The sequence below is a fragment of the Streptomyces nodosus genome (genome assembly GCF_008704995.1).
Taxonomy (GTDB): Bacteria; Actinomycetota; Actinomycetes; order Streptomycetales; family Streptomycetaceae; genus Streptomyces; species Streptomyces nodosus.
In genome coordinates, this window is sequence record NZ_CP023747.1 from 5,889,196 (window position 1) to 5,914,755 (window position 25,560).

Annotated in this window: 26 protein-coding genes; 7 read left to right on the forward strand and 19 right to left on the reverse strand. The window is 72.3% G+C overall.

Annotated features, from left to right (window positions below; translation table 11 throughout):
* The first annotated feature begins 131 nt into the window (after positions 1–131).
* On the forward strand, positions 132–686 hold the full coding sequence (locus CP978_RS26465) for a DUF1697 domain-containing protein (protein WP_043444899.1): 555 nt from the start codon (positions 132–134) through the stop codon (positions 684–686).
* A gap of 20 nt (positions 687–706) precedes the next feature.
* Here the strand turns inward: CP978_RS26465 and CP978_RS26470 are convergent, their stop codons facing one another.
* Positions 707–1,369 carry a response regulator gene (locus CP978_RS26470; RefSeq protein WP_043449542.1) on the reverse strand — a complete coding sequence of 221 codons (663 nt, stop codon included), beginning with the start codon at positions 1,367–1,369 and terminating at the stop codon, positions 707–709.
* Positions 1,370–1,410: 41 nt separating this feature from the next.
* Positions 1,411–2,625 (reverse strand): sensor histidine kinase, encoded by a 1,215-nt coding sequence (locus CP978_RS26475; RefSeq protein WP_043449544.1) that lies wholly within the window; start codon positions 2,623–2,625, stop codon positions 1,411–1,413.
* A 108-nt stretch (positions 2,626–2,733) separates the two neighbouring features.
* On the opposite strand from CP978_RS26475, the gene CP978_RS26480 reads away from it, so the two are divergent.
* The gene (locus CP978_RS26480) at positions 2,734–3,675 is read left to right on the forward strand and encodes an ABC transporter ATP-binding protein (RefSeq protein WP_043449546.1); all 942 of its coding nucleotides are present in this window, start codon (positions 2,734–2,736) and stop codon (positions 3,673–3,675) included.
* Positions 3,676–3,677: 2 nt separating this feature from the next.
* Positions 3,678–4,412, forward strand: coding sequence for an ABC transporter permease (locus CP978_RS26485; RefSeq protein WP_174498682.1), 735 nt, complete (start codon positions 3,678–3,680; stop codon positions 4,410–4,412).
* Between the two features lie 21 nt (positions 4,413–4,433).
* On the opposite strand, the gene CP978_RS26490 is transcribed toward CP978_RS26485, so the two are convergent.
* The 16 genes from CP978_RS26490 to CP978_RS26565 all read right to left on the reverse strand — a co-directional run bounded on the left by CP978_RS26490 (position 4,434) and on the right by CP978_RS26565 (position 20,376).
* Positions 4,434–5,093 (reverse strand): HAD family hydrolase, encoded by a 660-nt coding sequence (locus tag CP978_RS26490; protein ID WP_227745458.1) that lies wholly within the window; start codon positions 5,091–5,093, stop codon positions 4,434–4,436.
* Positions 5,094–5,206: 113 nt separating this feature from the next.
* The gene (locus CP978_RS26495; protein ID WP_043444901.1) at positions 5,207–5,947 is read right to left on the reverse strand and encodes a sirohydrochlorin chelatase; all 741 of its coding nucleotides are present in this window, start codon (positions 5,945–5,947) and stop codon (positions 5,207–5,209) included.
* Positions 5,948–5,953: 6 nt separating this feature from the next.
* Positions 5,954–6,862, reverse strand: coding sequence for an ABC transporter permease (locus tag CP978_RS26500; RefSeq protein WP_043444903.1), 909 nt, complete (start codon positions 6,860–6,862; stop codon positions 5,954–5,956).
* Complete coding sequence (locus CP978_RS26505; protein WP_043444905.1) at positions 6,849–7,637, reverse strand: ABC transporter ATP-binding protein; 789 nt, start codon at positions 7,635–7,637, stop codon at positions 6,849–6,851. Before CP978_RS26505 ends, CP978_RS26500 begins: the two co-directional genes overlap by 14 nt.
* 36 nt (positions 7,638–7,673) lie before the next feature.
* Positions 7,674–8,822 (reverse strand): aliphatic sulfonate ABC transporter substrate-binding protein, encoded by a 1,149-nt coding sequence (locus CP978_RS26510; RefSeq protein ID WP_052454295.1) that lies wholly within the window; start codon positions 8,820–8,822, stop codon positions 7,674–7,676.
* A gap of 237 nt (positions 8,823–9,059) precedes the next feature.
* Entirely contained in the window at positions 9,060–10,397 is a 1,338-nt protein-coding gene (locus tag CP978_RS26520; protein ID WP_043444908.1) for a sulfate adenylyltransferase subunit 1, read from the reverse strand.
* A gap of 2 nt (positions 10,398–10,399) precedes the next feature.
* Complete coding sequence (gene cysD / locus CP978_RS26525; RefSeq protein ID WP_043444910.1) at positions 10,400–11,344, reverse strand: sulfate adenylyltransferase subunit CysD; 945 nt, start codon at positions 11,342–11,344, stop codon at positions 10,400–10,402.
* Entirely contained in the window at positions 11,341–11,901 is a 561-nt protein-coding gene (gene cysC, locus CP978_RS26530; protein ID WP_043444912.1) for an adenylyl-sulfate kinase, read from the reverse strand. Before cysC ends, cysD begins: the two co-directional genes overlap by 4 nt.
* A 2-nt stretch (positions 11,902–11,903) precedes the next feature.
* Positions 11,904–12,614 carry a phosphoadenylyl-sulfate reductase gene (locus tag CP978_RS26535; RefSeq protein ID WP_043444914.1) on the reverse strand — a complete coding sequence of 237 codons (711 nt, stop codon included), beginning with the start codon at positions 12,612–12,614 and terminating at the stop codon, positions 11,904–11,906.
* Positions 12,611–12,808 carry a hypothetical protein gene (locus tag CP978_RS26540; RefSeq protein ID WP_043444916.1) on the reverse strand — a complete coding sequence of 66 codons (198 nt, stop codon included), beginning with the start codon at positions 12,806–12,808 and terminating at the stop codon, positions 12,611–12,613. The genes CP978_RS26535 and CP978_RS26540 overlap by 4 nt, the downstream gene beginning before the upstream one ends.
* Positions 12,805–14,496, reverse strand: coding sequence for a nitrite/sulfite reductase (locus CP978_RS26545; RefSeq protein WP_043444918.1), 1,692 nt, complete (start codon positions 14,494–14,496; stop codon positions 12,805–12,807). The genes CP978_RS26540 and CP978_RS26545 overlap by 4 nt, the downstream gene beginning before the upstream one ends.
* 127 nt (positions 14,497–14,623) lie before the next feature.
* A complete protein-coding gene (locus CP978_RS36250) occupies positions 14,624–14,707 on the reverse strand; it encodes a putative leader peptide (RefSeq protein ID WP_311775066.1) in 84 nt (27 codons plus the stop codon).
* Between the two features lie 128 nt (positions 14,708–14,835).
* Positions 14,836–15,411, reverse strand: a complete 576-nt coding sequence (locus tag CP978_RS26550) for a GNAT family N-acetyltransferase (RefSeq protein WP_043444920.1) — start codon at positions 15,409–15,411, stop codon at positions 14,836–14,838.
* Positions 15,412–15,511: 100 nt separating this feature from the next.
* The gene (locus tag CP978_RS26555) at positions 15,512–16,894 is read right to left on the reverse strand and encodes a hypothetical protein (protein WP_043444922.1); all 1,383 of its coding nucleotides are present in this window, start codon (positions 16,892–16,894) and stop codon (positions 15,512–15,514) included.
* Positions 16,895–17,123: 229 nt separating this feature from the next.
* A complete protein-coding gene (locus CP978_RS26560) occupies positions 17,124–18,416 on the reverse strand; it encodes a GAF domain-containing protein (protein ID WP_043444924.1) in 1,293 nt (430 codons plus the stop codon).
* 325 nt (positions 18,417–18,741) lie between these two features.
* Positions 18,742–20,376 (reverse strand): acyl-CoA dehydrogenase family protein, encoded by a 1,635-nt coding sequence (locus CP978_RS26565; protein ID WP_043444926.1) that lies wholly within the window; start codon positions 20,374–20,376, stop codon positions 18,742–18,744.
* Positions 20,377–20,500: 124 nt separating this feature from the next.
* On the opposite strand from CP978_RS26565, the gene CP978_RS26570 reads away from it, so the two are divergent.
* A complete protein-coding gene (locus tag CP978_RS26570; RefSeq protein ID WP_079162328.1) occupies positions 20,501–21,655 on the forward strand; it encodes a YihY/virulence factor BrkB family protein in 1,155 nt (384 codons plus the stop codon).
* Positions 21,656–21,697: 42 nt separating this feature from the next.
* On the forward strand, positions 21,698–22,426 hold the full coding sequence (locus CP978_RS26575) for a helix-turn-helix transcriptional regulator (RefSeq protein WP_043444928.1): 729 nt from the start codon (positions 21,698–21,700) through the stop codon (positions 22,424–22,426).
* A gap of 52 nt (positions 22,427–22,478) precedes the next feature.
* Here the strand turns inward: CP978_RS26575 and CP978_RS26580 are convergent, their stop codons facing one another.
* Positions 22,479–22,874 (reverse strand): VOC family protein, encoded by a 396-nt coding sequence (locus CP978_RS26580; RefSeq protein WP_043444930.1) that lies wholly within the window; start codon positions 22,872–22,874, stop codon positions 22,479–22,481.
* Between the two features lie 99 nt (positions 22,875–22,973).
* On the opposite strand from CP978_RS26580, the gene CP978_RS26585 reads away from it, so the two are divergent.
* Both CP978_RS26585 and CP978_RS26590 read left to right on the forward strand, forming a co-directional pair.
* Positions 22,974–23,630: a ThuA domain-containing protein gene (locus CP978_RS26585; RefSeq protein WP_043444932.1), complete on the forward strand. Its 657-nt coding sequence runs from the start codon at positions 22,974–22,976 to the stop codon at positions 23,628–23,630.
* 209 nt (positions 23,631–23,839) lie between these two features.
* A complete protein-coding gene (locus tag CP978_RS26590; protein WP_174498684.1) occupies positions 23,840–25,480 on the forward strand; it encodes a carboxylesterase/lipase family protein in 1,641 nt (546 codons plus the stop codon).
* Positions 25,481–25,560: the final 80 nt, after the last annotated feature.

The window sequence follows — 25,560 nt, forward strand, 5'->3', positions numbered from 1 at the left end:
GGGGACCCCTTACACACAGTCGGGGTTTCTCGGGGCCGGAGTCAGGGTCCGGTCCGGCCGGCGCAACCGTGTCCGATCCGTGAGGCCCCGAACCACCCCACGGGGCACGGAGGCCGCTCTAAGGTGGGCGGATGACGACGACGTACGCGGCGCTGCTGCGCGGGATCAACGTGGGCGGCAGCAAGAAGCTGCCGATGGCACAGTTGCGCACGCTGCTGACGGAGCTCGGACACACCGGGGTCGCCACCTACCTCCAGAGCGGCAACGCGGTCTTCACCGCCGACCACGGCGACGAGGAGTCCCTGGCGGCGGAACTGGCCGAGGCGATCGAGAAGCACTTCGGCTTCCGCGTCGATGTGCTGGTACGCGATCACACCTATCTGAGGTCCGTACGCGAGGACTGTCCGTTCCCGGCGGACACCCTGGAGGGCAGGCAGCTGCACGTCACCTACTTCTCGGGGCCCGTGGACCCCGAACGCTTCGCGGAGATCGACCGGGCCGCGTACCTCCCGGAGGAGTTCCGGCTCGGCACTCGCGCCCTCTACCTCTACGCCCCGGGCGGACTCGGCCGCTCCAAGCTCGCCGAACACCTCTCCAAGCCCCGCCTGAACAAGGGCCTGACCGCCACCAGCCGCAACTGGAACACGGTCGTCAAACTGGCCGAGATGACCGCGGACGCCGACTGACCCGCCGCGCGGCCCGGTGATCAGCCGGGGGAGACGAAGCCGGACTCGTAGGCCGCGATGACGGCCTGGGTGCGGTCCCGGGCCCCGAGTTTCGCCAGGACCGAACTCACATGGGACTTGACGGTCTCGGTCCCCACCACCAGACGCGCGGCGATCTCCGCGTTCGACAGACCGCGCGCCATGAGACGCAGCACCTCCTCCTCCCGCCCGGTCAGCGCGGCACGCGCCATGACCGCCCGGGCCGCGGTGGTGCCCCGCTGCTCGGCGTACGAGGCGGCCAACCGGCGTACCGCCGCCGGGAACAGCAGCGAGTCGCCCTCGGCGACCAGCCGTACCGCCTGCACGATCTCCGCGGGCCGGGCCCGCTTGAGCAGGAAACCGTCGGCGCCCGCGCGCAGCGCCCCGTAGACGTACTCGTCGTTCTCGAAGGTCGTCACCACCACGATCTTCGGCGGGTCCGGCACCGTGCGCAGCACCGCGCGGGTGGCCTCGATGCCGTCCATCAGCGGCATCCGCACGTCCATGGCCACCACATCGGGACGCAGCCGCCGGACCAGGGGGGTCACCGCGGCACCGTCGGCCGCCTCACCCACCACCTCGATGTCCGGCTGAGCCTCCAGCACGGCGCGCAGACCCGCCCGTACCAGGGGCTCGTCGTCGACCAGCAGAACGGTGAGCGGCATCCGGTCAGCGTAGAGCGTGTCGTCCTCGCCCCGGCACCGGATCACCGCAGCGGCAGGTCGACCCGCAGCAGCCACTGGTCGCCCTGCCGTCCCGCCCGGGCCTCGCCGCCGAGCAGCGTGGCACGCTCGCGGATCCCGCACAGTCCGCTGCCGCTCTCCGTGCCGTTCGCCGACGCGGCCGCGGCCAGCGGATTGCGCACCTCGAGACGCAGCCGTGCCTCCTGCACCGCGATACGGACACGGATCGGGACGGGGCCCGCATGCCGCAGCACATTGGTCAGGCCCTCCTGGAGCATCCGGTAGCCCTCCCGGGAGACCGGTCCCGGCACCCGCTCCAGCGGTCCGGTCACCTCGGCGTCGACCTGGGCGCCCGAGGACCGCGCGGAGTCCAGCAGACGGTGCGCCTCGACGAGGGCCGGCCGGGAGCTCGTCGGCCGCGGCCCTTCGCGCAGCAGGAGGAGCACCCGTTCCAGGTCCTCCAGCGCGGCCCGTCCCGTCTCCTCGACGGTCTCCAGGGCCCGGTCCGTGAACTCCGGGTCCGCGGCGGCCCGGGCCGCACCCGCCTGCACGACCGCCAGGGTGAGCGCGTGGCCGATGGAGTCGTGCAGCTCCCGGGCGATGCGGTTGCGTTCCAGGAGCTGCTCGGTGCGCTCCTCCGACGCGGCCAGACGTTCCCTGACCGAGGGCCCGAGCAGCCGGCGGGCCGCCCGGGCCATGAGGGCACCGGCGCCTGCGGCCACCGCGACCAGCACCAGCACGGGCACCGGTGTCAGCAGGGCGTACCTCCACCCCGTACCGGACGGGCGCAGGAGCGGGCCGGCCGGACCGGGATCTCCGGCGGCCGCTCCCGCGAGCGACAGGGAGAGGGCCATCAACTGCCCCGTCACCAGCGCCATGGCGAGTCCCGCCTCCAGACGCAGCACCAGCCAGACACCGGTTCTGACCCGGTCGCTCCACGTCGCGGACGGCACGGCGGAGACACCGGGATCCTCGGCGCCGCCTGTGCGGGCGTGCGGCCCGGGGAACAGCATCAGCCGTGCCTGCAAGCCCTCCGCACGGCGAACAGAGGGCGCCAGGGCCACGGCCGCGGCCAGGGGCAGCGGGAGGACCGCGATCAGCGCCCAGTCGGCAGGCGAGGGGTCGTGCAGACCGGGATGGACCATGGCGCAGGCCAACGGCACGATCGCGCCCATCAGCAGATGAACCCAACGGGTGTAGGTGACCGCACGGATGAGCGGCGACAGAGGGCCCGGCATGCCGCCATCGTGACAGAGCAGGTGGGAGCGGTGCCTCCCCCGCGCGGGGGAGACGAACTCCTCCCACGGGGGATGCGGCTCCCCGCGGCGCACGGCCAGGCTGAGGCCATGATCAGCATCGAACTCGAGGACCTCACCAAGGAGTACGGCGGCACCCGCGCCGTCGACCGGCTGACCTGCCGTATCGAGCCGGGCCGGGTCACCGGATTCCTCGGCCCCAACGGCGCCGGGAAGTCCACCACCATGCGGCTCACCCTCGGCCTCGACCGCCCCACCTCCGGCACCGCCACGCTCGGCGGCCGCCCGTACCCGACGTTGCGCGCACCCCTGCGCACCGTCGGCGCCCTGCTGGACGCCCAGGCGGCCCACGGTTCCCGGACCGCCCGCGACCAGCTGCGCTTTCTCGCCGTCAGCAACCGCCTCCCCGCCCGCCGGGTGGACGAGGTCCTCGAGGACACCGGTCTCGCGCCGGTGGCCCGTCGCCGCATCGGAACCTTCTCGCTCGGCATGCGCCAGCGCCTCGGCATCGCGGCGGCGCTCCTCGGGGACCCGCCGGTCCTCATGCTGGACGAACCCGCCAACGGCCTCGACCCGGAAGGGATCGTCTGGATCCGCCGGCTGCTGCGCCGGCTCGCAGACGAAGGCCGTACGGTCCTGGTCTCCAGCCATCTGATGAACGAGACCGCGACCTTCGCCGACCACCTGGTCGTCCTGGGCCGGGGCCGACTGCTCGCCGACCTCCCCCTCCAGGACTTCATCGAACGGCACAGCCGGCCCTCTGTACGGGTACGCACCGCCGACCCCGCCCGGCTGCGGGCCGCGATGCTCGCCGAGGGCCACACGGTCGAGGCGGCCGACGACGGCCGATGGGTGGTGGCGGGCGCCAAGGCCGAGCAGGTCGGGAAGCTCGCCGCCCGAAAAGGTATCCGGCTACTCGAACTCGCCGACGAACGCGCCTCCTTGGAGCAGGCGTATCTCGCTCTCACGGCGGACGCGGCGGAATTCACCGCCACGACCGCCCCGTCCACGACCGTCCCCCGGGAGGCCTGACCATGTCCCTCACAGCGGTGCTCCACTCCGAATGGATCAAGATCAGGTCGGTCCGAGCGAGCTTCGGATCACTGATCGCGGTCTTCGCCGTCACTCAGGCCGTCACCCTGCTGGTCTTCGCCACCGTCGGCCGGGCGGAGGCCGTCCACGGCGAAGATCCCGTCTTCGGCGCCTTCTACGCGGTCAACTTCGCGCAGCTCGCCGCCATCGCCTTCGGGGCCACCGCCGTCTCGTCGGAGTACGCGGGCGGGGCCCTGCGGATCTCCCTGTCCGCCGTGCCGCACCGGGGCCTCTTCTACGCGGCCAGAACGATGGTGGTGGCCGGCGCCGCCCTCGTCGTGGGGCTTGCGACCGCCTTCGTCAGCTTCTTCACCGGACAGGCGTTCCTGGGGGAGTACGCCATTAGTCTCGGCGCACCGGGGGCGCTGCGGGCCTGCGTCGGCGCGGGGGTCTATCTGGCTCTGATGGCCCTGTTCGCCGCCGGGCTCACCTTTCTGCTGCGCAGCGCCGTCGCGGTGCTGAGCCTGCTCGTCCCGTTCATCCTGATCGTGTCCTTCGTGGTGGGGGACATCGCAGGGGGCGCCGCCGACTGGCTTCCGGACCGTGCCGGCCGGCAGATCCTGTACCAGGACCCGCCGGGAGGCGTCGGCCCCTGGACGGGGCTCGCGGTGACGGCGCTGTGGGCGGCGGGCGCGGTGCTGGCCGGCTGGTGGGCGCTCCATCGACGCGATGCCTGACATCCCGCTGGTGGGACGGGCTCAGCCGGGCAGCAGGAAGCCCAACGGCCCCTGGAGGTCCGCCGGTTCGCGGTAGAGGACGGTGGTCATCCCGCAGGCGAGCGCGGTCTCGACGTTCTCCGCGCGGTCGTCCACGAAGAGACAGCGGTCCATGGCCGCTCCGGCCCGCTCGGCCGCGATCTCATAGATCCTCCGGTCCGGTTTGGCCACGCCCACCCCGGCGCTGCCGACGACATGGTCCGCGAGATCCGACAGCCCCAGCGAGGCCAGGTCGTCCTCCAGGTCCACCGTCGCATTGGTCACCAGGACCAGCGGCAGGCGGGCCCGCACCCGGCGGAGCAGGCCCACCACCACCGGGTCGGCCCGGAACGGGGCCTCGGCGAGTGCGGTCGCCAGCTCATGCGCCTTTGTCCGCGGCACCCGGTCAGCGAGTCCGCGCACGATCGATTCCACCCACTCGCGCCGAGTGATCCGGCCGAGGAGGAAGGGGAGGTCCCGCTCCGGGGCGTAGGCCACTTCCTCGGTGGTGCCCTCCGGCAGCCCCGCGGCGCGCTCCAGCGCGGTCACCCGGCTGGTGTCGTAGAAACGGATCACCTGGTCGAGGTCGCACAGCACGGCGTCGAAGGGGCGGTCCGGAGTCCCGGCGGCCTGGGGACGCCGGTGGATCTCGGAAGTCGTCACTGTGCGGGGCTCCTCGGGACGCGGTCCATCATCGTCACCGGAGTATCCCGGGTGTTCCTGGATCCGTGGGGGCACTCGGTCCCAGGACCCTGACGGTACGCCGTGACGGGTCCTCAGGCCCCGATGGCTCTGAGCAGCGGCAGCCGGGCCCGGTCGTAGCGGGCCAGGACGAGTCGGGCCACCTCCGGTGCCGGGCCCAGGACCTCGGCCAGGACATCGGCGTCGGCGGCGCCGCGGGCGATGCGGTCCGGGAGAAAGCCGGGGGCCAGGACGTACGGGGCCACGGCCACCCGGGGGCAGCCCGCGGCCCGCAGCGCCCTGACCGCGTCCTCGGTGCGCGGCAGGGACGCGGAGGCGAAGGCAGGCCGCACGGCACACCAACCGGTGCGCCGCCACTCCCGCGCGACATCTGCGATCACTGCGATCGCCTCCGGGTCCGTGGACCCCGCCGAGGCCAGGACGACCCCGGTCGAGGACTTGTCGGCGGGCGTCAGCCCCGCCTCGTACAGCCGCCGCTCCAGGGCGTCCAGCAGCAGCGGCGAGGGGCCCAGGACGTCCGCCTGCCGGATGCGCAGCCGGGGCGGGGCCTCCCGCAGCACCGCCGGGATGTCCGCCTTGGCATGGAACGCCCGGTTCAGCAGGAGCGGCAGGGCCACCACGTCCCTGGTGCCGTCCGCCGCCAGGGACCGCAGCACCCCCTGCACGGACGGGACGTTGAAATCCAGGAAGCCGGTCACCACGCGCAGCCCGGGCCGCAGCGACCGTACCCGCTCCACCAGGGCGTGCACGGTCGCCGCATGCCGCGGGTCGCGGCTGCCGTGGGCGACGACGAGAAGAACGGGATCACGGTGCACGGTCGATCAGCCCTTCACCAGGAGGCCACGGCCGCGCAGCACCCGCCGCTCCAGCGGACTGAAGATCAGCAGGTCGATGGCGATGCCGACGAACAGGATCAGGATGATGGCCTCGAACACCATCGACATGGAACTCGCGTTGCGGCCGTTCTCCAGCAGCGCGCCCAGGCCGATGCCCAGATCGGGCGAGGAAGCGATGATCTCCGCGGCCATCAGCGAGCGCCAGGAGAAGGCCCAGCCCTGCTTGAGGCCGGCCAGATAGCCCGGCAGCGCGGCAGGCAGCACGATGTGCCGGGCGCCCTTCAGCCCCGTGGCGCCCATGGTGCGGCCCGCCCGCAGGAAGAGCGGCGGCACCTGGTCGATGCCGGAGACCAGTCCGTTGGCGATGGAGGGGACCGCGCCGAGGAGGATCACCGCGTACATCATGGAGTTGTCCAGGCCCAGCCAGATCACCGCGGGCGGCACCCAGGCCACCGACGGCAGCGACTGCAGCCCGGACAGGACCGGCCCGATGGCCGCGCGTACGAACTTCACACGCGCCACCAGCAGACCCAGCGGGGTGCCGATCGCCAGCGCCAGCAGAAAGCCCAGCAGTCCGCGCGAGACGCTGGTCCAGATGTAGCCGAGCAGGGTGCCGCGCAACCAGGCGTCCTTGAACTCGCCCCCCACGGCGGCCGGTGAGGGCAGCTTGGTCGGATCGTCGACGATCCCGAAGGAGATCAGGGACTGCCAGACCACCAGGACCACCACGACCGCGACGATCGGCGGCAGGATCTTGTCGACGAAGGTCCGCCGGAACGGCGTACGGGCCGTCGTGGAGGTCTCCAGTGCGTCCAGGCCGGCCTCCAGGCCGCCCAGCCCGTTCCCGTCCGCGGCGGGGGCGTCCGTCGTGCCGGTGGTCTCAGTGCTGGCCATGTCGGCGGATCTCCCCACGCAGTACCTCGGTGATCTCGACGGACAGCTCGGCCACGGGGGCGTCCTCGACGCGGCGCGGCTGCGGGATGTCCACGGTCCACTCGCGCGCCACCCGCCCGGGCCGCGAGGAGAGCAGGACCACGCGTTGTGCCAGTCGCACCGCCTCGCGCACGTTGTGGGTGACGAACAGCACGGACAGTCCCGTCTCCTGCCAGATACGGGTCAGTTCGTCGTGCAGCACATCGCGCGTGATCGCGTCGAGCGCCGCGAACGGCTCGTCCATCAGCAGCAGCCGGCTGTCCTGGGCCAGGGCGCGGGCCATGGCGACCCGCTGCCGCATCCCGCCGGACAGCTCGTGCACCCGCTTCTGGTACGAGCCGTCCAGGCGTACGAGGGTGAGCAGTTCCTCGGCCCGGCCGCGCCGCTCGTTCTTGGCGACCCCCCTGAGCTTCAGGGCGAGTTCGATGTTCTTGCCCGCGGTCAGCCACGGGAAGAGGGCGTGCTCCTGGAACATCAGGGCGGGGCGCCCGTCGGTCGTGATGGTCCCGGTGGAGGGCCGGTCGAGCCCCGCCACCAGGTTGAGCAGGGTCGACTTGCCGCAGCCCGAGGCCCCCAGGAGGGTGACGAACTCGCCCGGTGCGACATCCAGGGAGATGTCGTCGAGGACGAGTTGCGCTCCGGCGGGACCGGCGAAGGACTTCGAGACCCGCTCGATGCGGGCGGCGTGCTCCAGCGACTCGGCGCCGTCGGCGGCCTTGGCGAGGACAGTGGCCATGGCCGTCACCTCCTGGGAACTCAACGGGATACGGGCTTACTCGACGCCGAGACCGGCGGCGTCGACCGTGCTCTCGCCCTCGTCCTTGAGGACCTTGTTCAGCAGGGTGAGGTCGTAGATGCCGTCCAGCTTCGGGTCCTTGAGCAGACCCGCCTTGACGGCGTGCCGCGCCTCGGTGTCCAGGGTGGCGGCCAGCGGATCGTCGATGATCTGGATGGACTTCCACGCCGGGTCCAGGACGTCGGCCGGCAGGGCCTTCCCGGAGTCGGTCTCCAGCTGCTTGTTCGCCGCGGCCTTCGCCTCGTCAGGATGGGCGTTGATCCACTTGTTGGTCTCGACCGAGGCCCTCAGGACCGCCTCGACGGCCTTCGGGTGCTCCTTGAGGAACGTCTGCGACACGATGATGTTCGTGATCACGAACTTCTTGTCGGGCCACAGCGAGGACTCGTCGAGCAGCACCTCGCCGCCCTCGGCGACCAGCTTGGACGCGGTCGGCTCCGGCACCCAGGCGCCGTCGACGGACCCGGACTTGAAGGCGTCCGGGGTGACCTTGTTGTCCGTGCGCACCACGGACACATCGCCCTTGCCGCTGTCGGCGTCGACCTTCCAGCCCTGCTCGGCGATCCAGTTGAGGAACGCCACGTCCTGGGTGTTGCCGAGCTGAGGCGTCGCTATCTTCTTGCCCTTGACGTCCTTCAGAGACTTGATCTTCGCGGGGTTCACCACCAGCTTCACCCCGCCGGAGGCCGAACCGCCGATGATCCTGAGGCTCTTGCCCTCGGACTTGGTGTAGCCGTTGATCGCGGGGGAGGGGCCGATCCAGCCGATGTCGACGGCACCCGAGTTGAGGGCCTCGATCTCGGAGGGGCCGGCGTTGAAGACCTGGTACTTGGCCCGGGTGGCGCCGAGCGACTTCTGGAAGAAGCCCTTCTGGACGCCCACCAGCGCGGTGGCATGGGTGAGGTTGCCGAAGTAGCCGATCTTCACGGAGTCCAGTCCGTCGATCTTCTTGGCGCCGGCGGCGACCTTCTGCGGGGCGGGGTCGTTCTCCGCGTTCGACCCGTAGCCGCAGGCGGCGAGGGCCAGCAGGGGAAGGGCGGCGAGCACGGTCAGGCCGCGGCGCAGGACGGGGGAGCCGGGTTTCCCGGTCGAAGGGACTCGGGAGGGCGGGAGGCTGACAGGCACGGGAGGTGTTCCTCTCGTAGGCCCGGCGGTCACGGTCTCTCAGGCCGTGGCCGGGAGGTCGGAAGGTCTTCGTCGTCCGGTCCGGGACGGGGACATCGGGGCGCGCAGGCGGTGCGCGTACGTCATCGCGCACATCGCGCCACTCCGCCCTGCCCGCTCCCGAGGGCGCCGCTGCCGACGCGCCCGCCCTCCTTGGCGAACAGCGAGTAGAAGCAGGTGGTGCAGGTGATGGTCATGTCAGAAGTCCCACCCTTCCTCGTCGGCGCCGGCCCCGACCGGCTCCGGCGCGGCGAACGACTCACCGACCATGCCCGCGGTGAGGGTGGTGCCGTCGGCGGGGTCGATCAGGATGAACGAGCCGGTGCGGCGGGAGTCCGCGTAGGAGTCCACCGGCAGCGGCTCGGCGGTCCGGATCTTGACGCGGCCGATGTCGTTGGCGGCGAGCAGCCCCGGGTGAGGGTGCAGGGAGAGGTCGTCGAGCGTGAGCCGGGACGGGATGTCCTTGACGATCGCCTTGACGGTGCGGGTGCCGTGCTTGAGCAGCACCCGGTGGCCGACGGTCAGGGGCTGGTCGGCGACATGGCAGACGGTCGCCTCGATGTCCTGGGTGGTCGCGGGCGCGTCCTCGGCGGGCACGATCAGATCGCCGCGCGAGACATCGAGGTCGTCCTCCAGCAGCAGGGTCACCGACTGCGGTGTCCAGGCCGCCTCGACCGGCTCGCCCAGCAGATCGATGCCCGAGACCTTCGTGGTACGGCCGGAGGGCAGCACGGTGACCGTCTCACCCACCCGGAAGGTGCCGGCCGCGATCTGGCCCGCGTAGCCCCGGTAGTCGGGGTGCTCCGCGGTCTGCGGGCGGATCACGTACTGCACCGGCAGCCGGGCGTGGCAGTGCGCCAGGTCGTGGCTGACGGGCACGGTCTCCAGATGCTCCAGGACGGTGGGGCCGCCGTACCAGTCCATGGTCGCGGACGCCTCCACGACGTTGTCGCCGGCCAGCGCCGAGATGGGGATCGCGGTGATCTCCGGGATGCCGAGGCCGGTGGCGTAGGCGGTGAACTCCTCGGCGATCGCCGCGAAGTCGGACTCCCGGTAGTCGACCAGGTCCATCTTGTTGACGGCCAGGACCACATGCGGCACGCGCAGCAGTGCGGCGATCGCGGCGTGCCGCCGGGTCTGTTCCACGACGCCGTTGCGGGCGTCGACCAGGATCACGGTCAGTTCGGCGGTGGAGGCACCGGTGACCATGTTGCGGGTGTACTGCACATGGCCGGGGGTGTCGGCCAGGATGAACCGGCGGCGGGGCGTGGCGAAGTAGCGGTAGGCCACATCGATGGTGATGCCCTGCTCGCGCTCGGCGCGCAGTCCGTCGGTGAGCAGGGCCAGGTCGGGGGTGTGCTGGCCGCGGTCCGCGGAGGCGCGCTCGACGGCCTCCAGCTGGTCGGCGAGGACCGACTTGGAGTCGTGCAGCAGCCGGCCGACGAGGGTCGACTTGCCGTCGTCGACGGAGCCGGCGGTGGCGAAGCGCAGCAGGGTGGTGGCGGAGGAGGCCGCCTCCGGAGTGGTGGTGGTCATGGTCAGAAGTACCCCTCGCGCTTGCGGTCCTCCATGGCGGCCTCGGAGAGCTTGTCGTCGGCGCGTGTCGCGCCCCGCTCGGTGAGCCGGGAGGCGGCGATCTCGGTGATCACCTGGTCCAGGCTCGCCGCGTCGGAGTCGACGGCGCCGGTGCAGGACATGTCGCCGACGGTGCGGTAGCGGATCTGCCGACGCTCGACGTTCTCGCCGTCCTTGGGGCCGCCCCAGTCGCCCGCGGTCAGCCACATGCCGTCGCGGCGGAAGACCTCGCGGTGGTGGGCGAAGTAGATCGAGGGCAGTGCGATGTTCTCGCGGGCGATGTACTGCCAGACGTCGAGTTCGGTCCAGTTGGACAGCGGGAAGACCCGGACGTGCTCGCCGGGGGCGTGGCGGCCGTTGTAGAGCTGCCACAGCTCGGGGCGCTGGCGGCGGGGGTCCCACTGGGAGAACTCGTCCCGCAGCGAGAAGACCCGCTCCTTGGCGCGGGCCTTCTCCTCGTCGCGGCGGCCGCCGCCGAAGACGGCGTCGAACCTCTCCGACTGGATCTTCTCGGTCAGCGGCAGCGTCTGGAGCGGGTTGCGGGTGCCGTCGGGCCGTTCGCGCAGCACACCGCGGTCGATGTAGTCCTGTACGGAGGCCACATGGAGGCGCAGCCCATGGGCCGCCACCACACGGTCCCGGTACTCCAGGACTTCGGGGAAGTTGTGTCCGGTGTCCACATGCAGCAGGGAGAAGGGCACGGGCGCGGGGGCGAACGCCTTGAGGGCCAGATGCAGCATGAGGATGGAGTCCTTGCCGCCGGAGAACAGGATCACCGGCCGTTCGAACTCGCCGGCCACCTCGCGGATGATGTGCACCGCCTCGGACTCCAGCGCGTCCAGGTGGGACAGGGCGTACGGACCGTCCGTACCTTCCTCGGACTCCTCGGTCCTGGCGACGGTCGTCATATCAGTCCCCTCTCGCTGAGCAGCGCGTACACCGCCGCCGCGGACTCCTGCACGGTCTGGTGGTGGGACTCGATCCGCAGATCGGGCGAGACCGGCTCCTCGTACGGGTCGTCCACCCCCGTCAGGCCCGTCAGTTCGCCCGCGGCCTGCTTGGCGTACAGACCCTTCACATCGCGCACCGAGCAGACCTCGACCGGGGTCGCCACATGCACCTCCAGATACGGTGTCGCGTTCACCCGGTGGCGGGTGCGCACCGCCTCCCGGCTGTCCGCATAGGGCGCGATCACCGGGACCAGGGCCTTGACCCCGTTGCGGGCGAGCAGATCGGCCAGGAAGCCGATGCGCTGCACATGGGTGTGCCGGTCCGCGCGGCTGAAGCCGAGCCCCGCCGAGAGGAACTCGCGGATCTCGTCGCCGTCGAGCACCTCCACCCGGTGGCCCTCCGCACTCAGCCGTCCGGCCAGCTCGTACGCGATGGTGGTCTTGCCGGCGCTCGGCAGACCCGTGAGCCAGACGGTGGCTCCGGTCGTCACGTGTGTCTCCTGAATCTCCGTCATGGTCAGCCGTGCAGCCCGCACTCGGTCTTGGCGCGGCCCGCCCAGCGTCCGGCCCGCGCGTCCTCGCCCTCGAGGACCCGCCGGGTGCAGGGGGCGCAGCCCACCGAGGCATAGCCGTCCGTCAGCAGCGGGTTGGTGAGGACGCCGTGCTCGGCGACATACGCGTCCACGTCGTCCTGGGTCCAGCGGGCGATCGGGGAGACCTTCACCTTCCGGCGCTTCTCGTCCCAGCCGACGACCGGGGTGCCCGCCCGGGTCGGGGACTCGTCGCGGCGCAGTCCGGTCGCCCAGGCGTCATAGCCGGTAAGGCCCTCCTCCAGGGGCTGCACCTTCCGCAGCGCGCAGCACAGGTCCGGGTCGCGGTCGTGCAGCTTCGGCCCGTGCTCGGCGTCCTGCTCGGCGACCGTCCGGCGCGGGGTGAGGGTGATGACGTTGACGTCCATCACGGCCTCCACCGCGTCCCGGGTGCCGATGGTCTCCGGGAAGTGGTAGCCGGTGTCCAGGAACACCACGTCGACCCCGGGCATCGCCCGGGAGGCCAGATGGGCGACCACCGCGTCCTCCATGGACGAGGTCACACAGAAGCGCCTGCCGAAGGTGCGGGCCGCCCACCGGAGGATCTCCGGCGCGGAGGCGTCCTCCAGTTCACGGCCCGCCTGCTCGGCGAGCGCCTTGAGTTCGTCGGTGCCGTGCTCTTCCTGAACGGACGTCATGCCCCGTGCCCTCCGCGCCCTTGGTGGTCGCCGTCGTCGGCCCGCCCCAGCCCCCGGGCGAGCAGGCCCAGGAACTTCAGCTGGAAGGCCCTGCTGCACGCCCTGCACTCCCAGCTGCCGTGTCCTTCTTCTCCCGGCCGTAGGTCCTCGTCGCCGCAGTAGGGGCAGTAGAAGGGGGCCGCGCGCCCGCTCATGACAGGGCCTCCTCGGAGGCGCGGGCGGCCCAGACGGCGAACCGCTCGCCCTCCTCGCGCTCCGCCTGGAACCGCTTGAGGACCCGCTCGATGTAGTCCGGCAGTTCCGCCGAGGTGACCTTCAGACCGCGGACCTTGCGGCCGAAGCCGGCCTCGAGACCGAGCGCGCCGCCCAGGTGCACCTGGAAGCCCTCGACCTGCTCGCCCCTGTCGTCGAGGACCAGCTGGCCCTTGAGACCGATGTCCGCGACCTGGATGCGGGCGCAGGCGTTCGGGCAGCCGTTGAGATTGATGGTGATCGGCTCGTCGAAGTCCGGGAGGCGGCGCTCCAGTTCGTCGATCAGCGAGGAGCCCCGCGCCTTGGTCTCCACGATGGCGAGCTTGCAGTACTCGATGCCGGTGCAGGCCATGGTGCCGCGCCGGAACGTCGAGGGGCTGGTGGTGAGGTCCAGCGCCTGAAGGCCCTCGACCAGCGACTCGACCTGTGCCTCCTCCACGTCCAGCACGATCATCTTCTGCTCGACGGTGGTACGGACCCGGCCCGAGCCATGGGCCTCCGCCAGGTCGGCGATCTTCGTCAGGGTGGCGCCGTCGACGCGGCCGACCCGCGGTGCGAAACCGACGTAGAAACGGCCGTCCCGCTGCCGGTGCACGCCGACGTGGTCGCGCCAGCGCTCCACGGGCTGATCGGGCGCCGGGCCGTCGACCAGCCGCCGCCCCAGGTACTCCTCCTCCAGGACCCGGCGGAACTTCTCCGCGCCCCAGTCGGCGACCAGGAACTTCAGCCGGGCACGGTTGCGCAGCCGGCGGTAGCCGTAGTCGCGGAAGATGGAGACCACGCCCTCATGGACGTCCGCGACCTCGTCCAGCGGGACCCAGGCGCCGAGCCGGACCCCGATCTTCGGGTTGGTGGACAGACCGCCGCCGACCCAGAGGTCGAAGCCGGGGCCGTGCTCGGGGTGGTCGACACCGACGAACGCGATGTCGTTGATCTCGTGCGCCACATCGAGCAGCGGCGAACCGGAGACCGCGGTCTTGAACTTCCTCGGCAGGTTGGAGAACGCCTTGTTGCCGATGATCCGGCGGTGGATCTCCTCGATCGCCGGGGTGCCGTCGATGATCTCGTCCTCGGCGATACCGGCGACGGGGGAGCCGAGCACGACGCGGGGTGTGTCACCGCAGGCCTCGGTGGTGGACAGCCCGACGGCCTCCAGGCGGTTCCAGATCTCGGGCACGTCCTCGATCCGGATCCAGTGGAACTGGATGTTCTGCCGGTCGGTGATGTCGGCGGTGCCGCGCGCGAACTCCTGGGAGACCTCCCCGATGACCCGCAACTGCCGGGTGGTCAGGCCCCCGCCGTCGATACGGACACGCATCATGAAGTACGTGTCCTCCAGCTCCTCCGGCTCCAGAACGGCCGTCTTGCCGCCGTCGATCCCGGGCTTGCGCTGGGTGTAGAGGCCCCACCAGCGCATCCGCCCGCGCAGATCGGCCGGGTCGATGGAGTCGAAGCCCCGCCGGGAGTAGATCGTCTCAATGCGTGTCCGCACATTGAGACCGTCGTCGTCCTTCTTGAACTGCTCGTTGGCGTTGAGCGGGGTGAAGTGACCCACGGCCCACTGGCCCTCGCCGCGGTGACGGCTCACCTTGCGGCGAGGTTCTGCGGAGTTCTGCGGGGTGGCAGACATGGGGGGTACGTCCTTCGAGACAGGCAGGTAAAAAGGCTCTGACCTGCGCATACGGGGGCGCGGCGAACGTGTGCGCACCATCGCGCAACGAGGGAGAAAGAGAAAAACCGGCGCTGGCTGAAGAGGGTCAGCTCGCCGGACAGATGGCGCTGGACATGCGGCCGAGGTCGACGTGTCGTCGACTCACCAAGGCGGTTCCAGATCCAGACATGACGAAAGCGTGTCACGGCGATCTGGAACCAGTCCAGCTTCATCCATCATGCGGACACCCTTGTCCCGGAATGTGGAACAAGGGTGTCATCGGGCATGTCGTGCCGAGGGGGCCGGTGTCCGCGCAGATCAGGCGGAGTGCGCCCCGGGCCAGGGGCCGGGGGTGGCGACGTCCGGCTCCTGTTCGACCTTGGTGTCGAACAGCTGGAACCCCCTGCGCAGGTAGTTGGCCATGGCGTGCTCGCCGTCCTTGCTGCAGGTGTGCAGCCACACCCGCTTCGTCGGCTGCGCCGGCTCCGGCCGGCGCTCGGCGAGGTCCCAGGCGCGTGCGGTGGCGTACGACAACAGGTGGCCGCCGATCCGCCGTCCACGGAAGGCGGGCAGGAGCCCGAAGTAGGCGATCTCCACGACCCCCTCGTCCAGGGCCTCCAGCTCCACATACCCCGCGGGTGTGCCCTGGTCGTAGGCCACCCAGGTCTCCACGCCGGGCCGGTCCAGATACTCCTGCCAGCGCGCGTGGCTCCAGCCCAGCCGGTCGGTCCAGCGGATGTCCTGGCCGACCGAGGCGTACAGGAAACGGCTGAACTCCGGTGAGGGGACCTCCGCCCGGACGATGCGCACATCGCCGTCGGGGGCCGCCGCGGGCACCAGATCGGTCGGGGACGTCTGCTCCAGGGACCATGTGGTCACGGTGAGGCTGCTCATACGGCCAGGGAACCATGACTCCGCCCGCCACGGCACAGGAGGGCGCCCCGCCCGCGGGCCGGGACCCGCGGGCCCGGCGTGCTCCGGAACGTCGCCTGCCCTAGTCCAGGGCGTCGTCCACGGAGCGCAGCGGCACCGCGTACAGCACCCGTGCCCCGGCGGGCCCTCCCTCGTCGTCCCCGCCCGCGGCGCCCTCGGTCAGGGTCCACAGCTCGTCCGTCTCGGCCCAGTACGACAGGGAGGCGGTGTGCCGGCCCCAGCAGGCGTGCGTCTCGTCCACCGCGCAGGTGGTCGCCTTCGCCCCGGAGGTGCTCTGCCGCCAGAGCGTGCCATGACGGCCGCCGACGACGGGGGTGCGGTCGACGTACCAGTCGGCCTTCTCGGCCCCGAACTCCCGGTGCGAGAGCACGCCCTGCACCCCGGACACCTCCGTCCGGTACGCCTCGGTCGCCCCGGCGTCGCCGTGCGCGTCCGTGGCCAGCAGGCCCTCGCGGCCGGGCGCGGTGCTGAACGCATAGCGCCACACCCGGGCGGTTCTGCCGGAGTCGCCGGGAGCGGACCACTCGCTCGCCACCAGGCTGTCCGGGGTCGAGGTGCGGTCGAGCGAGAGGGAGGTGAAACAGGGGGCCGCGCGGTCGTCGTCCGTGGAACAGGAGCCGCCGCTCAGCCGGTAGGAACCGACCGTGGGGAGCACATAGCGGTAACCGTTCGCGGAGTAGCCGCCCTTCACCCGTCCGACGGCGGCGCCGTCCCCGTCGACCCGCAGGATCCGGTGCAGATCGAAGACCAGCAGCGAGTCACGGGCCGTGACGAACAGCTTGTCCTGGTACCAGACCATGCCGGAGACGCCGCTGCGCACCGGGGCGAAGTCCTTGCCGCCGTCGAGCGGGGCGACCAGCAGGGCCCAGCGATAGGCGAAGGAGTCCGGGTTGTTGGCGTCGATGAAGGCGATCCGGGCGAGGCCCCGGTCCTCGGCCGGGGTGTCGGAGCGGGGGTCGTACTGGGTCCAGCCGGAGAGGACCACCCGGTCGGCGCCCCAGCGACCGTAGGCGTCGGAGTCCCCCGAGGTGGTCACGGAACGGGGCAGCCACCGGGTGCTCGTCGCGTCGCGACGGTCCCAGCAGTACGCCCGGGTGGCCGTCGGTTTCACCGGCAGCGCGGCGGTCTCGTCGGTGTCGCACGCGGACCGCCCACGCATGGCGCGGTCGACGGAGGCGAGGACCTCGCGGACGTCGACGGTGCCGCCCAGCTCCCGGGTGAGGGTGTTCAGGGTGCCGCGGTCGGTCAGCTCCTCATGGAGGCGGAACTTCGCGGTCTCGGCGGCGTCGGTGACCCGGGTCAGGCCCCCGGGGTTGTTGCCGCCCGCGGCCTGTGAGGTGCTGATCAGCGTGGCGGCGGCGGTCAGCGCCAGTGCCGTCCCGGCCAATGTGGCCCGCAGCGCGCGTGTTCTGCGTCTGCGACGGTGCCTGCCACGGTGCTTCATACAACCTCCTGGCGTAGGCCAACTGCTCCTCTCGGTCCGGTCATTGACCCGAGGCGCGGGTGGGGTGGCCCGTGGGGGTGATGCTACGTCAGGGGAATACGGGACCGGCCGAAGACCCGGGAATTGGGGGGCGATCCCCTCCGGAGGGTTAAACCTCGCAGCGGGAAACGAGAGAAAGAACGCACCGGGAGCCGTCCCGGCCGGGCAGACGGCACTCTCGGAACACGCCCTAGCGCATGCCCCGCAGGGCGTCCCGCGCCCGCACCACCCCCGGCGCCGTGGAGTACGGCAGCAGGTCCTCCGGATCGGGCGGGGTCAGCAGCTTCACCTCCGCCGACTCGCGGAAACGATACGGCCGGTGCTCCAGGAACGCCCCCAGATAGCGTCGCACCCGGGACATCTCCGCGCGGACCGTCACCGTGCGGGCCGGGTCGCCGAACAGGTCGGCGGCCAGCTCCGCGGCGGTGCGGCCCATGCGGTCCACGGCGAGGAGCAGCAGCAACTCGGCGTGCCGAGGGCTGAGTTCATGGTCCCAGGAACCGGTGTCCCCGGTCACCGTCACCGACCGGCGGCGCGGCTGCCCGACGTCCAGCAGCACCCGGGTGGTGCGCTCCGGCGCGGGTGTCCGGGCGACCCGGAGCAGCCAGCCGCCCGGCAGCGGCTCCACCGTGCAGGTTCCCAGTGCCGGCAGCGGATGGCGGCCCGGTGAGAGCGTCGCGGGCAGGGCCACCCGCCCGGTGTACGGCACCCCGGCCACCGCCGCCGTCCAGCCGTCCCGGTCCACCGCGACGGCCCGGCCGCCGAGCCCGGCCAGCAGCGGGGCCGCCACCGCGCGCAGCCGTTCCAGCGAGGCCAGATGGACCTCCCGCAGCCGCGCCTCAGCGAGCTTGGCCACCGCCTCCACCCAGGCGAGCGTGGCCGGATGCATCGTCTCCAACGGGCCGCTGACATCCACCACCCCGATCAGCCGGCCGTCGCGCGGATCCAGGATCGGGGCGCCCGCGCAGGTCCAGGACGCATGGGAGCGTACGAAGTGCTCGGAGCCGAAGACCTGCACGGGACGCCGGGCCACCGCCGGGGTGCCCACACCGTTGGTGCCGACCGACATCTCGCTCCAGTCCGCGCCGACTTCCAGACCCAGCCGGTCCGCCGTGCGCAGCACCGAGCAACTGCCCTCACGCCACAGCACCCGCCCGTCCGCGTCCGCGACGACCATGATGTGCCGTGCCTCGTCCGCGACCGACAGCAGGCCCTCGCGCAGCACCGGCAGCACATGGCGCAACGGCGAGTCCCGGCGGCGCCGTTCGACCTTCTCGGGCCCCAGCGGGGCGGCCCGGACGTCATGGTCGGGGTCGACCCCGCCGCGCAGCATCCGCCCCCAGGACGCCTCGATCACCGGACGCGGCGGGACCGGACCCCGCTCTCCCGCGAGCGCCGCGCTGCGCACCTCGCTCAGCAGCCGCGCCGCCCGCGCGGTGTCCAGGGCGGCGAGCCGGGTGACGTCCTTCGCCGAGCGCGTCACTGGAACCACTGCAACCTCCCCCAAGGTCTCCACCCGTGCCCGCCGGCGGACTCGGCCGCCCCTGGCGAACCCGTCCCCACCCCTGAGGCGAACCCTGCCGACGGTGACTCACATATTGCCGTCCACCCGGCGCGGGGGAGCGCACTTGGGCAACTGCGGACCCCCGTGTTGCAACCCCTTGCAACTCTGGCGGACGCCTCCGCGCTGCCCGAAACTTGTGCAGCGCCGCTCCAGCGGTGTCCCTGCTCCTCGGGTCCGGCATCTACGAGGGGCAGCAGAGCGGGGGTGGTGCCGTGTCGGCGCGGCATCACCCCCGCCGCGCGGATCAGACCGCCGGGCGCGCCCGTTCCACCACCGATGCCAGATCCAGGCTGTGCGGCAGGGTGCCGAAGGCCGAGCCCCAGTCCCCGCCGAGCCGGGAGGCGCAGAAGGCGTCCGCGACCGCCGGTGGCGCGTACCGGACGAGCAGGGACCCCTGGAGCACCAGGGCGATCCGTTCCACCACCCGGCGCGCCCGGGCCTCGACGCCCTCCAGATCGGCGAGTTCGGTGAGCAGGTTCTTGATCGCGCCGTCCAGCCGGTGATCGGCGCCGCGCGCCTGGCCGACCTCCCGCAGAAAGGCGTCCAGCGCCTGCGGCTCGCGCTGGAGCGCCCGCAGCACATCGAGCGCCTGGACATTGCCCGCGCCCTCCCAGACGGAGTTGAGCGGCGACTCGCGCAGCAGCCGGGGCATGCCCGACTCCTCGACATAGCCGTTGCCGCCCAGGCACTCCGAGGCCTCCGTCACCACCGGGGTGCACCGCTTGGTCACCCAGTACTTGGCGGCCGGCACCGCGAGCCTGAGGAACGCCCGCTCCTGCGCGCTCCCGTCGTCGTAGGCCGCCGCGAGCCGCAGCGTCAGGGTCGTCGCCGCCTCCGACTCCAGGGCCAGATCGGCCAGCACATTGCGCATCAGGGGCTTGTCGACGAGCTTTCCGCCGAACGCCTCCCGGTAGGCGCAGTGATGGATCGCCTGGGCGACCGCCTGCCGCATCAGGGACGCGGAGCCGAGGGCGCAGTCGAGCCGGGTGGCCGCGACCATCTCGATGATGGTGCGCACCCCGCGGCCCTCCTCGCCGACCCGGCGCGCCCAGGTGCCGTCGAACTCGACCTCGCTGGAGGCGTTGGACCGGTTGCCGAGCTTGTCCTTGAGCCGCTGGAGCAGGAACACGTTCCGGGTGCCGTCCGCCAGCACGCGCGGGACGAGGAAGCAGGTGAGCCCGCCCGGGGCCTGCGCCAGCACCAGGAAGCCGTCCGACATGGGCGCCGAGCAGAACCACTTGTGACCCGTCAGCGCATAGGTGCCGTCCTCGGCGAGCGGCCGGGCCGAGGTGGTGTTGGCACGTACGTCGCTGCCGCCCTGTTTCTCCGTCATGCCCATACCGAAGAGGACGCCGGGCTTCTGCGCGGCCGGGCGCAGCTCCTGGTCGTAGAGCGTGGAGGTCAGCCGGGGCTCCCACTCGGCGGCCAGCGCGGGGTCCACGCGCAGCGCGGGCACCGCGGCATGGGTCATCGACAGGGGACAGCCGGTGCCCGCCTCGACCTGGGTCCAGACGATGAAGGCGGCGGCGCGGCGCACATGGCCGCCCGGGCGTGCCCAGGCCGCGGTCAGCCCCGCGGAGACACCCTTGCCGAGCAGCCGGTGCCAGGCCGGATGGAACTCGACCTCGTCGATCCGGTTGCCGTAGCGGTCATGAGTGCGCAGCCTCGGCGGGAATTCGTTGGCCAGCACCCCCCATTCCTGGAGCTGGGCGGAGCCCGCGCTCTGCCCCAGGCGTGACAACTCCGCGCGGCTCTCGTCCAGCAGTTCGGGGTCCAGATGCCGCTCGACGGCCGCCACGAGGGTGCGGTCGGCGGTGAAGACGTCGTATCCGACCAGGGGTGGGGCCTGGTTGGTCACCGTGTGCGTGGTGGCTGCCATGCTGCGAACCTACTCCTCGGTACGCCGCCGGTCACCCGTCCCGCCCCCGGGGCGTGCCCCCGAACTGGAAACCCGTCTCCGGCAGGGGGTGAGAGCGGGCCCGGGTGGCGGATACCGTTGAGGCGTGCAGTCAGCAGCAAGAGAGAACCCCGAGCGCCCGGCAGGTCGGCTCCACCGGGCACGCGCCCTCTACCGCAATGTCTCCATGCGCAAAACCGCCTGGTTGCTGCTGAAGGACACGGTCGACTCGTGCATGGAGTACCGGATCCTCGGGCTGGCGGCCGAGGCGGCGTTCTTCACGCTGCTGTCCGTGCCTCCGCTGCTGCTGAGCCTCATCGGGCTGCTGGGCTATGTCGACGCCTGGACGGGCGCCGACACCATCCACAGCCTGGAGAACAACATCCTGGAGGCCTCCCGCACGGTGCTGTCCGACAAGGGCGTCAAGGAGATCGCCCAGCCGATCCTGCACGACGTGATGAAGGGCGGACGCCCCGACGTCATCTCGATCGGCTTCCTGTTCGCCCTGTGGTCGGGGTCGCGCGCCGTGAACGTCTTCATCGACACGATCACCGTGATGTACGGGCTCGACGGCACCCGGGGCATCGTCAGGACCCGGCTGCTGGCGTTCGTGCTCTTCGTGGTGGCGCTGCTGATCGGCTCGGTCGCGCTGCCGCTGATGGTGGCGGGCCCCGACGCGGTGGTGAGCGTGGTGCCCTGGTCGACCACGGTGGTGCAGGTCCTGTACTGGCCGGTGGTCATCGTGCTGTCGGTCGTGTTCCTGACAACGCTCTACCATGTCTCCGTGCCGGTGCGGTCACCCTGGGTGGAGGACGTGCCGGGCGCGCTGGTGGCCCTGGCGATGTGGGTGCTGGGCAGCTTCCTGCTGCGGATCTATCTGACCCACACCATCGAGGGGCCGACGATCTACGGTTCGCTGGCCGCACCGGTGGCCGTGCTCCTGTGGATCGGTGTGTCCGCCTTCGCGGTCCTGGTCGGCGCGGCCGTCAATGCGGCGATCGACCGGGTGTGGCCGGCCGAGGGCACGGCGGCGGCCCGCGAGGCCAATGAGCGGCTGCGGGAGGAACAGGCGGCGGAGTACGCGGCCCGCGCCGCCGCGGCCCGCGGGGACGAGCCCGACGACCCGGACGACCCCGACATGCCGTCCGAGTTCCCGGAGCGATGGTCCCGCTTCCTGCCCCCGGAGGACGTCACCTCCCGGCTGCGGGCCCATGCGCGCAGCCTGCACCCCCAGCACAAGGGCGGGAGCTCGGGGGACTGAGGAGACCTCGGGGCGGCGGGGCGGGCGCGTACGCTGGCGCACATGGCCGTCGAGGGAGCCTTCCCGTCTCCCGGGTACGCCGAGCGGGCGTCCCGGCTCACGGGTGCGGTCGTCTGGACCCGGGCACCCTCCGACGCCACCGGGCCGCTCGTCCTGCCCGACGGCTGCATGGATCTGCTGTGGACCGAGGGCACCCTGCTCGTCGCCGGCCCGGACACCCGCGCCTTCCGCCCCGGAGGGTCTCCGGCGCGCTGGGCGGGCGTCCGCTTCCGCCCCGGCACCGCACCCGCCTTCCTGGGCGTCCCGGCGTACGAACTGCGCGACCGCCGGGTGGAGCTGGCCGACCTGTGGCCGGCCGCCGAGGTGCGCCGGCTGACCGCACGGGTGGACGCGGCCGCCGATCCCGCGCGGGCGCTGGAGGAGATCGCGCTGGACGGGGCCGCGCGGTCAGCGGCCCCCGACCCGCTGCTCGGCGCGCTGGTCGAGGCCCTGGAGGCGGGGCGCCCGGTCGCCGCCACCGCCGACGCCCTGGGCCTCGGGGCGCGCCGGTTGCACCGCCGTTCGCTCGCCGCGTTCGGGTACGGCCCCAAGACGCTGGCCCGGGTGCTGCGGTTGCAGCGGGCGCTGGCGCTGGCACGGTCCGGGGTGCCCTTCGCCGAGACAGCGGCCCGTGCGGGCTTCGCCGACCAGGCCCATCTGTCCCGGGACGTACGCCGGCTGACGGGGATGCCGCTGGGAGCCCTGCTGGCCCGCGACGAGACCGGCCGTTAGATCCGGTTGATCCGTTGGATCCGGCCGGCCCGTGGCATGGCCTGGGGCCCGGTCAGCCCGTCAGGTCCGCGAAGAGGTCCACGGCGTTGCCGTCCGGGTCGTGCACGACCGCGTACCGCATGCCCCACACCGCGTCCCAGGGCTTCAGCTCGCCGTGGTACCCGGCGCCCACCAGGTCCTCGTAGACGCCGTCCACCTCGGCGGGGGAGTCGCAGCGGAAGGCGAGCGAGACCCGGCCGCCACCGTCCGGCGCCCGCCACCCCGGGTGGTACGCACGGACGGTGTCCTCGGTGTCCAGGGCCAGCCGCGCCCCACCGGGCAGAGCCGTCTCGACATGCGGGAGGTCCTCGGCGCCCTCGGGGAAGACGAGGCCGAGGCGGCGGTAGAAGGCGAGGGAGGCGGCCGGATCGGAGACGACCAGGCCGATCATGTCGAATCGAGGAGTCATACGGCCACCGTAGGCAGGCGGCCGACACCGGGTCTTGAACGAATCGGACAGCGCACGGACCGCAGAACGACTGCTTGACGGCGGTCCTAGGCTCGGGCCATGGCCTTCCGCATCCTCGTGTACACCCGTACCACCGATTACCGGCACGACTCCATCCCGGACGCCGTCGCCGCCGTCCGTGCCCTCGGGGCCGCCCACGGCTTCGAGGTCGACGCCACCGAGGACCCCGGGGCCTTCGAATCGCCCCTGGACGGGTATGCGGCGGTCGTCTTCCTCTCCACCAGCGGCGAGGTGCTGACCCCGGCGGGCCGCGAGCGGCTGACGGAGTACACCCGGGGCGGCGGCGGCTTCGTCGGGGTGCACGCGGCGGCCTGCACCGAGTACGACTGGCCGTACTACGGAGAGCTGCTGGGGGCCCGGTTCGCCCGGCACCCCGACCTTCAGCCGGGCAAGGCGGTCGTCGAGGACCGGGACCATCCGGCGACCGGGCATCTGCCGGCCGTCTGGGAGTTCACCGACGAGTGGTACGACTTCCGGGCCAGCCCCCGCGGTTCGGTGCGGGTGCTCGCCGCTGCGGACGAATCCTCGTACCAGGGCGGCGGGATGGGCGAGGACCACCCGCTGGTGTGGTGTCACGAGCGGGGCGCGGGCCGGGTCTTCTACACCGCCCTCGGACACTCCTGTGAGGCCTATCAGGACCCGGCCTTCCGCGCCCATCTCCTCGGCGCCGTCCGCTGGGCCGCCCGGGCGGCGTGATTCCCCGGCACTCGCACGGCGGGCATTCTCCGGGCCCGTGCCGCGTTGAGCCTATGCGGACATCGGAGGCGACGGCGGTTGTCTCCGGTGGACGTGGACCGTGCGGCGGGACATGCGGTCCGTCGGCCTTCGGCGGGCCGTCCCGTGGGTGGGGGCGCTGATGTGATGCGCTGAGGCGGGATGTCCCCCAGCGGTGAGGAGAGGGCCTGATGGACCTGGACCGTACCGACGAGACGACCGGTGAAGCGGCGAGACCGGACCTGCCGGACCCCGTGGTCCGCACCCCCTACGGAGCCGTGCGCGGTCGCCATGAGCGAGGAGTCGCCGTCTTCCGGGGCATCCCCTATGCCGCCGCGCCCTTCGGCCCGCACCGCTTCCGCCCGCCCGTGCCGCCGCAGCCCTGGGACGGGGTGCGGGACGCGGGCGCCTTCGGGCCGACGCCGCCCAAGCCGCCCTACTCGGAGGCGTTCGCCCGCTATCTGGCCGACCCGGTGGTCCCCGGGGACGACTGCCTCAACCTCAATGTGTGGACGCCCGAGCCGAGCCCCGGCGCCCGGCTCCCGGTCCTGGTGTGGATCCACGGTGGCGCCCTGACCCGCGGCTCCTCCGCCGTACCCGTCTACGACGGCGGCGCCTTCGCCCGGGACGGCGTCGTTCTGGTCACCTTCAACTACCGCCTGGGTGTGGAGGGCTACGGACTGTTCCCGGACGTCCCGGCCAACCCCGGGCTGCGCGATCAGCTCGCCGCGCTGGAGTGGGTGCACGAGGCGATCGCCGCGTTCGGCGGGGACCCGGACCGGGTGACCGTCTTCGGCCAGTCGGCGGGCGCGATCAGCATCGGAGCCCTGCTGGCCGCGCCCCGCGCCCGGGGGCTGTTCCGGCGGGCGGTGCTGCAGAGCGGGCCGCCGCAGTCCACGGACCGGGACCGGGTACGGCGCCTGGTGCGCCGGATGGCCACCCGGCTGAAGGTGCCGGCGACGGCGGCCGCGTTCGCCGCGGTGGACCGCGCGCTGCTGGCCGAGACCCAGGCGGAGGTGGGCCGACGGGCCAGCCCGATCCTCGGCGGACCCGCCTTCGGGATCGTCGTCGACGGCGATCTGGTGCCCCGAGACCCCTTGGAGGCGCTGCTCGACGGGGACGCCGGGGACATCCCCCTGCTCATGGGATGGACCAGCGAGGAGCATCTGCTGTGGCTGGCGCCCGGCGGGCTGACCGAGCGCATCGACCGGCTGGGCGCGGTCGCCATGGCCGGTGCGATGGCCCGCTGCCACTGCGGCCCCGACGTCCCGCGCGGCTACCGCAACGCCCACCCGGACGCCCCCGTCTCCGAACTGCTGGGCCAGATGGTCACCGACCATCTGCTCCGCTTCCCGCTGCACCGGCTGGCCGACTCCCGAGCGAGCGAGGGCCGGGCGCCCTCCCACCTCTATGAGTTCGGCTGGCGCTCCGGCCTCCCCGGCCTCGGCGCCTGCCACGCCCTGGAGCTGGGCTTCGTCTTCGACAGCGCCGAGGTGCCGGACGCGGCCAGGATGGCCGGGCCCGACGCGCCCCGCGAGCTCGCCCGCGAGATGCACACCGCCTGGGTGCGTTTCGCGACGGACGGCGACCCGGGCTGGCCCGCCTGGGACGCCCGCCACCCGGTACGGGTCTTCGGCGGTGACGGGGACCCGGTCGCCCATGGGCCGCGCGACCCGGAGATGGCGCTGTGGGAGGCGACAGCCACCCAGCCGCAGCCCACCCGGGCACCGGGCGCCGGAAGCGGCACGCTGCTGCGCGGTACCAGGCCCTTCTCGGCGGTACGGCGACTGCGGCGGCCGGGAGGCGAGCGCCGTCGCGGCGACGCCGGGTGAACGACCGGGTGCGTCCCGGCGGCGCCCACGGGCGACGGCGGCGGCCCTTCGGAAAGCCTTGTACCGGGGCGCCGGGCCGT

Coding starts and splice junctions, on each gene's coding strand:
- CP978_RS26465 (WP_043444899.1), top strand. CDS start 132: ATGACGACGACGTACGCGGCGCTGCTGCGCGGGATCAACGTGGGCGGC.
- CP978_RS26470 (WP_043449542.1), bottom strand. CDS start 1,369: ATGCCGCTCACCGTTCTGCTGGTCGACGACGAGCCCCTGGTACGGGCG.
- CP978_RS26475 (WP_043449544.1), bottom strand. CDS start 2,625: ATGCCGGGCCCTCTGTCGCCGCTCATCCGTGCGGTCACCTACACCCGT.
- CP978_RS26480 (WP_043449546.1), top strand. CDS start 2,734: ATGATCAGCATCGAACTCGAGGACCTCACCAAGGAGTACGGCGGCACC.
- CP978_RS26485 (WP_174498682.1), top strand. CDS start 3,678: ATGTCCCTCACAGCGGTGCTCCACTCCGAATGGATCAAGATCAGGTCG.
- CP978_RS26500 (WP_043444903.1), bottom strand. CDS start 6,862: ATGGCCAGCACTGAGACCACCGGCACGACGGACGCCCCCGCCGCGGAC.
- CP978_RS26505 (WP_043444905.1), bottom strand. CDS start 7,637: ATGGCCACTGTCCTCGCCAAGGCCGCCGACGGCGCCGAGTCGCTGGAG.
- CP978_RS26520 (WP_043444908.1), bottom strand. CDS start 10,397: ATGACCACCACCACTCCGGAGGCGGCCTCCTCCGCCACCACCCTGCTG.
- cysD (WP_043444910.1), bottom strand. CDS start 11,344: ATGACGACCGTCGCCAGGACCGAGGAGTCCGAGGAAGGTACGGACGGT.
- cysC (WP_043444912.1), bottom strand. CDS start 11,901: ATGACGGAGATTCAGGAGACACACGTGACGACCGGAGCCACCGTCTGG.
- CP978_RS26535 (WP_043444914.1), bottom strand. CDS start 12,614: ATGACGTCCGTTCAGGAAGAGCACGGCACCGACGAACTCAAGGCGCTC.
- CP978_RS26540 (WP_043444916.1), bottom strand. CDS start 12,808: ATGAGCGGGCGCGCGGCCCCCTTCTACTGCCCCTACTGCGGCGACGAG.
- CP978_RS26545 (WP_043444918.1), bottom strand. CDS start 14,496: ATGTCTGCCACCCCGCAGAACTCCGCAGAACCTCGCCGCAAGGTGAGC.
- CP978_RS36250 (WP_311775066.1), bottom strand. CDS start 14,707: ATGTCTGGATCTGGAACCGCCTTGGTGAGTCGACGACACGTCGACCTC.
- CP978_RS26550 (WP_043444920.1), bottom strand. CDS start 15,411: ATGAGCAGCCTCACCGTGACCACATGGTCCCTGGAGCAGACGTCCCCG.
- CP978_RS26555 (WP_043444922.1), bottom strand. CDS start 16,894: ATGAAGCACCGTGGCAGGCACCGTCGCAGACGCAGAACACGCGCGCTG.
- CP978_RS26565 (WP_043444926.1), bottom strand. CDS start 20,376: ATGGCAGCCACCACGCACACGGTGACCAACCAGGCCCCACCCCTGGTC.
- CP978_RS26575 (WP_043444928.1), top strand. CDS start 21,698: ATGGCCGTCGAGGGAGCCTTCCCGTCTCCCGGGTACGCCGAGCGGGCG.
- CP978_RS26580 (WP_043444930.1), bottom strand. CDS start 22,874: ATGACTCCTCGATTCGACATGATCGGCCTGGTCGTCTCCGATCCGGCC.
- CP978_RS26585 (WP_043444932.1), top strand. CDS start 22,974: ATGGCCTTCCGCATCCTCGTGTACACCCGTACCACCGATTACCGGCAC.
- CP978_RS26590 (WP_174498684.1), top strand. CDS start 23,840: ATGGACCTGGACCGTACCGACGAGACGACCGGTGAAGCGGCGAGACCG.